The sequence below is a fragment of the Clostridium chromiireducens genome, from assembly GCF_002029255.1.
Classification (GTDB): Bacteria; Bacillota; Clostridia; order Clostridiales; family Clostridiaceae; genus Clostridium; species Clostridium chromiireducens.
Genome location: NZ_MZGT01000065.1, coordinates 20,546 through 27,094 on the forward strand (window position 1 = coordinate 20,546; position 6,549 = coordinate 27,094).

8 protein-coding genes and 1 other RNA gene are annotated in these 6,549 nt (G+C 29.3%); 7 read left to right on the top strand and 2 right to left on the bottom strand.

Annotation, left to right across the window (positions count from 1 at the left end):
- Positions 1 to 207: 207 nt before the first annotated feature.
- Positions 208 to 1,011 carry an MBL fold metallo-hydrolase gene (locus CLCHR_RS19035; protein WP_079441495.1) on the bottom strand — a complete coding sequence of 268 codons (804 nt, stop codon included), beginning with the start codon at positions 1,009 to 1,011 and terminating at the stop codon, positions 208 to 210.
- Between the two features lie 285 nt (positions 1,012 to 1,296).
- On the opposite strand from CLCHR_RS19035, the gene CLCHR_RS19040 reads away from it, so the two are divergent.
- From CLCHR_RS19040 to ssrS, 4 genes are all read left to right on the top strand, one after another.
- A complete protein-coding gene (locus CLCHR_RS19040) occupies positions 1,297 to 1,842 on the top strand; it encodes an ECF transporter S component (RefSeq protein ID WP_079441496.1) in 546 nt (181 codons plus the stop codon).
- A 247-nt stretch (positions 1,843 to 2,089) separates the two neighbouring features.
- Positions 2,090 to 2,335, top strand: a complete 246-nt coding sequence (locus tag CLCHR_RS19045) for a DUF1292 domain-containing protein (RefSeq protein ID WP_079441497.1) — start codon at positions 2,090 to 2,092, stop codon at positions 2,333 to 2,335.
- An 18-nt stretch (positions 2,336 to 2,353) separates the two neighbouring features.
- Positions 2,354 to 2,752, top strand: a complete 399-nt coding sequence (locus CLCHR_RS19050) for a hypothetical protein (RefSeq protein ID WP_079441498.1) — start codon at positions 2,354 to 2,356, stop codon at positions 2,750 to 2,752.
- A 56-nt stretch (positions 2,753 to 2,808) separates the two neighbouring features.
- Positions 2,809 to 3,000: non-coding RNA, 6S RNA (gene ssrS / locus CLCHR_RS19055), on the top strand.
- A 196-nt stretch (positions 3,001 to 3,196) separates the two neighbouring features.
- On the opposite strand, the gene CLCHR_RS19060 is transcribed toward ssrS, so the two are convergent.
- Complete coding sequence (locus CLCHR_RS19060) at positions 3,197 to 3,409, bottom strand: hypothetical protein (protein WP_079441499.1); 213 nt, start codon at positions 3,407 to 3,409, stop codon at positions 3,197 to 3,199.
- A 308-nt stretch (positions 3,410 to 3,717) separates the two neighbouring features.
- On the opposite strand from CLCHR_RS19060, the gene CLCHR_RS19065 reads away from it, so the two are divergent.
- The 3 genes from CLCHR_RS19065 to CLCHR_RS19075 are packed head-to-tail and all read left to right on the top strand — an operon-like array spanning position 3,718 to position 6,261.
- On the top strand, positions 3,718 to 3,915 hold the full coding sequence (locus tag CLCHR_RS19065) for a DUF896 domain-containing protein (RefSeq protein ID WP_079441500.1): 198 nt from the start codon (positions 3,718 to 3,720) through the stop codon (positions 3,913 to 3,915).
- Between the two features lie 6 nt (positions 3,916 to 3,921).
- Positions 3,922 to 4,830 (top strand): HPr(Ser) kinase/phosphatase, encoded by a 909-nt coding sequence (hprK, locus tag CLCHR_RS19070; protein ID WP_079441501.1) that lies wholly within the window; start codon positions 3,922 to 3,924, stop codon positions 4,828 to 4,830.
- Positions 4,831 to 4,863: 33 nt separating this feature from the next.
- Positions 4,864 to 6,261 (top strand): aminopeptidase, encoded by a 1,398-nt coding sequence (locus CLCHR_RS19075; protein ID WP_079441502.1) that lies wholly within the window; start codon positions 4,864 to 4,866, stop codon positions 6,259 to 6,261.
- Positions 6,262 to 6,549 lie beyond the last annotated feature (288 nt).

Below are 6,549 nucleotides of genomic sequence, written 5' to 3' on the forward strand. Positions count from 1 at the left end.
TTCAAGACATATGTACTATTGTAATAAAATATTAATCGGGATTAAATATACAAAGAACTTTATATTTAGAGGTTGTACCTATGAGTTTGTCCTAAACTATATTATAGAGCAAACTCATAAGGTATAGCCTCAATTTTACTTTTGTTAAAACAATTATAAAGCTGCGATTTGTAGATATAATTAGGTTATTTTATAGATAATGAATATTTATAATTCGATTATATCTAAATCATCAGGTACATATATTGTACCTTGGAATTCTTCTTTTCCTTCATTCGTATAAAGTTCTTTTCTCTTTTCTAAATTTTTATCTTCAGTATGATATAGTATAACATTTTTAACATTTAATTCTTTAGCATTTTTACATGCGTCTTTTGCGGTAGCATGATGTTTTTCATATGGTTTGAAAATTTCTCTTTGAGAGTACAGGCAAAACGCTTCATGAAATAAATAATCCACATTCTCACAGTAATCTTTAACAGCATCTCTATAAGGTTCATCGCCTAAAAAAGTCATGAATTTACCGTTTGAAAGTAAAGTCCTGAAACCATATTGAAGATCTTTAGTACTATGTATATCGAAGAAAGTAGTAGGTCTATCTAATATAGTGACAGTATAATTGTCGCTAATTTTATTGAATATAATTCTTGAATCAAACATATCTAAAAATTTTTTTTGAAGGACAAATGCCGAAATGGTTTTTACCGCATCTATAGAAGTTTCATGACAATAAATATTTAAGTTTCCAGTGTATTTATTATTTAATATGCCTTGCGCCACAGCACGAATAATCCACACACTACCTAATATGTGATCATTATGGTTATGCGATATAAACATATTATGTATTCTATTAATTGGGATATCTAACTTTTCTAAATTTGTAAGTATAGTATTACCGCCACCGGTATCAATAAGGAAATGCTCATCATCTTTTGATAAAGTAAAACAAGTATTATAACAGTTTGTAACCATAGCAGAACCAGTACCAAGTATATTTATTTTTTCCATTTTAAATCTCCTTGCATAAAGATAAGAATATTAAAGACAATATAGAGTGAAACTTTTCAAGTAGAGTTTTATATCCAGTTAATAGGATAAATTAAGTTTCTTTCTTAATATGTAGTTTCAAATTAACTATATTATAAAAGTTATAAGGAATAATATCAAGGAAATAAAAGATTGAAAAAACATAGAAGGTTTGTACATAAAATTATTTAAAAGCATTTACTTATGCTTGTGTATAATATATACTAGTGTATATACAGTGTGTAAACAGAGGAGGAGACAGGATAAATGAATAATAAAATAAAACAAATGGTTTATGCCGGACTACTTACTGCTTTAGCGATTTTAATACCTATTCAATTTGGATTTTTAAGAATAATGATTCCACCATTCTCAGCGACATTAGCTTCACATGTACCAATGATGTTATCAATGTTAATATCACCTTTTGTAGCGGTGGTAGTTGGAATTGGTTCTACAATTGGGTTTTTAATAGCAGGAATGCCAGCCCCAATAGTGGCAAGAGCAGCAACTCATATTGTTGTTGGATATGTTGGTGCTTACTTAATTATGAAAAATCAAAGTTATACTAAAGCGGTAGCTATTACAGCACCTATTCACGGAATATTAGAAGCATTAGTTGTAATACCTTTTGTTGGGTTAAATCTTTTTACTTTAATTGTAGTAACAGGTATTGGAACAATTGTACATCATGCTGTTGATAGTGTAATTGCATATGGAATAATTAGATCAGTTGCAAGAGCGAGTAAGAAGAGTATCTATAATGTCTTTGGAGACTTTAAAACTAAACAGCAATATAGTTATATCAAGTAAAAATTAATGTAAAATCAATTGACTAAAACAAGTTAAAACTTTTAAAGAGAAAACTCAGTTTATATACTAAAGTATGAACTGAGTTTTTTAGTTTTTGCTATAGGATAGAAATTATAGAAAAATAATAAAAAAATATAGACAAAAATATGAAATATCATATAATAAGGTTAGAATAAATTAAAAACATTGTGATTCAACTCCGAATATAATAAGATGAGTTACAAGTAGAAAAGAAGAGGTGGACATTTTGGAAGAAAAAGAAATAATGTCATTTAGAGATGAAGAGGGAAACAAAGTCGATTTTGAAGCAATAGCAAAAATATACTTAGGGGAACAAGGGTATTTATTATTATCACCTGTAGATGAAACAAGTGATGATATGTTTGCCTTTAGAATAGATGTAAATGAGGAAGGTATAGAAGAGCTTAATCTTGTTGAAGATGATAAGGAGTTCGAAGAGATTAAAAAGGAATATAAGAAATTATTGTATTAGATAAAAGAGGTGAAATCAATGAAAAGTTCAGAAATTATAAGCTTTTTAGAAGATAGCGATTTAACTGATGTTGAGGAAATAAAACGAAAAGGCGATTATGTAATAATAAAATTTTACTATGATTTTGATAAAGAAGAATTAAGTGCAGCAAAAGCTTATTCAACAGAGGAAAGCGATTTTGAACCAGAAAGTGACGAATGGTATAAAGAATACTACATTCCATATTTAAGAGATATTGCAGTAGATAATGTTGAATCAATATTAGAAGAAGCAATGGAAGAGTTTGAATTAGAAGCTAAATACAAAGAGTTTGGAATGGAAAATGGAGATAGCGGATACTGTAAATTTATTGCAGCATTTTCATATGAGTTAACAGATACGGAAATGGAAGATATTTTAAACGATTACTTTGAGTAAAATTGGAATAAAAATACTATTGAAAATATAGTATCATATGCTATAATTAAATCATAGATTTCCTGAGATGTGCGTAAAGCTTATGATATTCAACCTACATGATATTATCGGGATTTGCAATAGATTCATAAATGTCAGGCTTCATTTTATCACTGATTGTGACGGTAGAAGACAGGAATGGATTGCGCTTAACCCACCTGCGAGGCGCAGGACTTGAATATATAGGTGGACGGCATGTTGGGAGCTATGATTTGTATTCAACACCTCAGTAATGAGGTGTTTTATTTATTATGAAAATATAATTAATTAAAAAGACTAACTAAATTAACTCGAGTTAGTCTTTTTATCATGCAAATTTTAAAAGAAGACTTTACAGTATATTATTTCAAATTATCATAAAACTAAGAATATAGAATTGTAAATTTATGATAATATTTATTTATATTAAGCAGCTATCTCTTTGACAGATTTGGAATTATGTTGCTTGCTGTATAAAGAATTTAATTCTTTTTGATATAAAACAATGTGCTTGTCCAAATTTTGAGATAAAGCAATTATAAACCTTTTACTTGGTGAGAAAAATAATAAAAGTAAATTAAGTAAATGTCTTCTAAAAGAAATATTACATTTAAGTTTAAATAATGCCCAAGTTTTCATAATTACACCTCTTTTTACCATGATTGGTTAATATTATAGATTTATTATAAACAAGAAAATAAAATTTGTAAAAATATTTCATTTAACAATTAATGACAATAATGTGTAAAAAAATGATATAAAGTTATAAAAAGTATATTTTTCTACCCGAGAATATTCCAAATAAAACAAAAATGTATATATTTTACAAAAAAACTGTTCGACACGCATACTAAAAATAAAATGAATGATGTCGAAAAAATTCATATTGATTATATTATTTTAAATGGTAAAATTATTGATAGATACATAGAAAGGATGAATTTGTAATGGATTTTGAAAATGCAAAAATAGAACAAGTTGTAGAAAAAATAAATTTATTATACAGAACTAGTCAAGAAAGAGAATTGACAGAAGAAGAAAAAGAATTACAAGGAAAACTTAGAAAAAAGTACATAGATAATGTTAAGAAAAACTTTAGAGCACAATTAGAAGGTGTAGAACCTAAAAATAGAAAAAAGGGATGATAGTATTTGGGTGTTTCAGTTAAAAAGTTAATAGACGATTTGAATTTAGAAGTTCTAGTTGAGGGGAAGGAAGACGTAGAAATATCAGTAAACGATATTAATAGGCCGGGATTGCAATTAGCAGGATTCTATAATTATTTTGCTCCTGAGAGAATTCAAGTTATAGGAAAAGCTGAATGGAGCTTTTTAGATTATATGCAAATAGAACTAAGAAAAAAAAGAGTTAAGAAATATTTTAGTTTTGATATAAATTGTTTAATAATTACTAGAGGATTAGAGCCACATCCTGAATTTATAAAAGAAGCTAAAAAGCATAATATTTGGTTTGTTAGAAGTAACTTAGTAACTACACAGTTTATAAGCAAGACCACAATATATTTAGCGGATAAACTTGCTCCAGAAACAAGATTGCATGGTGTTTTAGTCGATGTTTCAGGTATAGGAATATTAATTACTGGCGAAAGTGGAATTGGAAAAAGTGAAACAGCGTTGGAATTAATAAAAAGAGGGCATAGACTTGTTACCGATGATGCGGTCGATATAAAAGATATAGATGGCCAATTAATAGGAAGATCCCCTAAAATAACAGTAGGTATGTTAGAGGTTAGAGGACTTGGAATTATTGATGTCACAACTTTATATGGATTGAGTTCGGTGGTACAAGAAAAAGAAATTAGGTTAGTTATGCATTTCGAACACTGGAAAGATGATAATGATTACGACAGATTAGGAATAGATAATGAATATATGAATATACTAGGAATTAATGTGAAGAAATTAACTGTACCTATCAGACCAGGTAGAAATATAGCCGTTATTATCGAAGCAGCAGCAGTTAATTATAGGCATGCATTGATGTCAAAGATTACGCCAGTAGATGTAATAGAAAGTAGAATGAATGACCTTAATGATTAAAATTGATTAAGAATCAAAGAAGGAGGAATGGCTATGAAAAATGATAAGAAAGAGTTATGTAAAAATATATGGAATAAGTACAATGCGAAACAAGTGAAAGATATATTTAAATTTTGTGATGAATATAAAGATTTTATGTCAAAGTGTAAAACTGAGAGAGAATGCATAAAAGAAGTAATCAGGTTAGCAAAAGCAGAAGGTTACATGGATATAGAAGAAATAATTAGTGAAAACAAGAAATTACAGCCAGGAGATAAAGTTTATTCTAATAATAAAGGGAAAGCAATTGCTTTATTTATCATTGGAAATGAACCTATGGAAAAGGGGTTGAAGATTTTAGGGGCCCATGTTGATTCACCAAGATTAGATTTAAAGCAAAATCCTCTTTATGAAGATAGTGAATTGGCACTGCTTGATACACATTATTATGGTGGAATTAAGAAATATCAATGGGTTACATTACCGTTAGCCCTACATGGAGTAGTAGCAAAAAAAGATGGAAGTTTAATAGATATCACCATTGGTGAAGAGGAAAACGATCCTGTTGTAGGAATATCAGACCTTTTGATTCACTTAGCAGGAGATCAAATGGGGAAAAAAGCTGATAAGGTAGTTGAAGGTGAAGATTTAAATGTATTAGTTGGAAGTATGCCTTTAAAAGGAAGCGACAAAAAATCTGTAAAGGCAAATATTTTGAAAATACTTAAAGACAAATATGATTTTGATGAAGAAGATTTCTTATCAGCTGAAATAGAAATTGTACCAGCGGGAAAAGCCAGGGATTATGGTTTAGACAGAAGTATGGTAATGGCATATGGACATGATGATAGAGTATGTTCTTATACTTCATTAATGGCTATGTTCCAAATACAAGACGTTGATAAAACTTGTTGCTGTTTACTTGTTGATAAAGAAGAAGTAGGTAGTATAGGTGCTACTGGTATGCATTCAAGATTTTTCGAAAATATAGTTGCAGAAATAATTGATAAAGTTGAAGGTTATAATGATCTTAAACTAAGAAGATGTCTTACTAATTCTAAGATGCTGTCTTCCGACGTAAGCGCAGCGTTTGATCCTAATTACCCATCAGTAATGGAAAAGAAGAATGCAGCATTTTTTGGAAGAGGTATGGTGTTTAATAAATACACTGGAGCTAGAGGAAAGTCAGGCTCTAACGATGCTAGTGCTGAATACATGGCAGAGCTTAGAAATATAATGGAAAAACATGATGTATCAATTCAAACTGCAGAACTTGGAAAAGTTGATCAAGGTGGTGGTGGAACTATTGCCTATATATTAGCTCAATATAATATGGAAGTAATAGATTGTGGAGTAGCGCTTCATAATATGCATTCACCATGGGAAGTGGCAAGTAAAGTTGATATATATGAAACAATGAAGGGATATAAAGCTTTCTTAATTGAAGCATAAATTAAAGGTATTGTGAAGAACTTAAAGTGAAGCAATGAACAACCGAAATAGAATACATATATGTTCCGCAGGACTGTGAAAAAATTTCGCTGAGCATATCTAAACTGAAAGTTGTACCCACTTCTGCATGCTCCTGTGACAAGCACAGGACAAGCGGAATTGAGAGTGTAAAATAGTCTGTGTAAACTTCATTAGGATGATATAATAAATTATCAAATGAAGGGAGCACAGGCTATGTCTTTATCTAGAGATGAATTAGTAAAATTAATTTTGAATAACTCTGATATA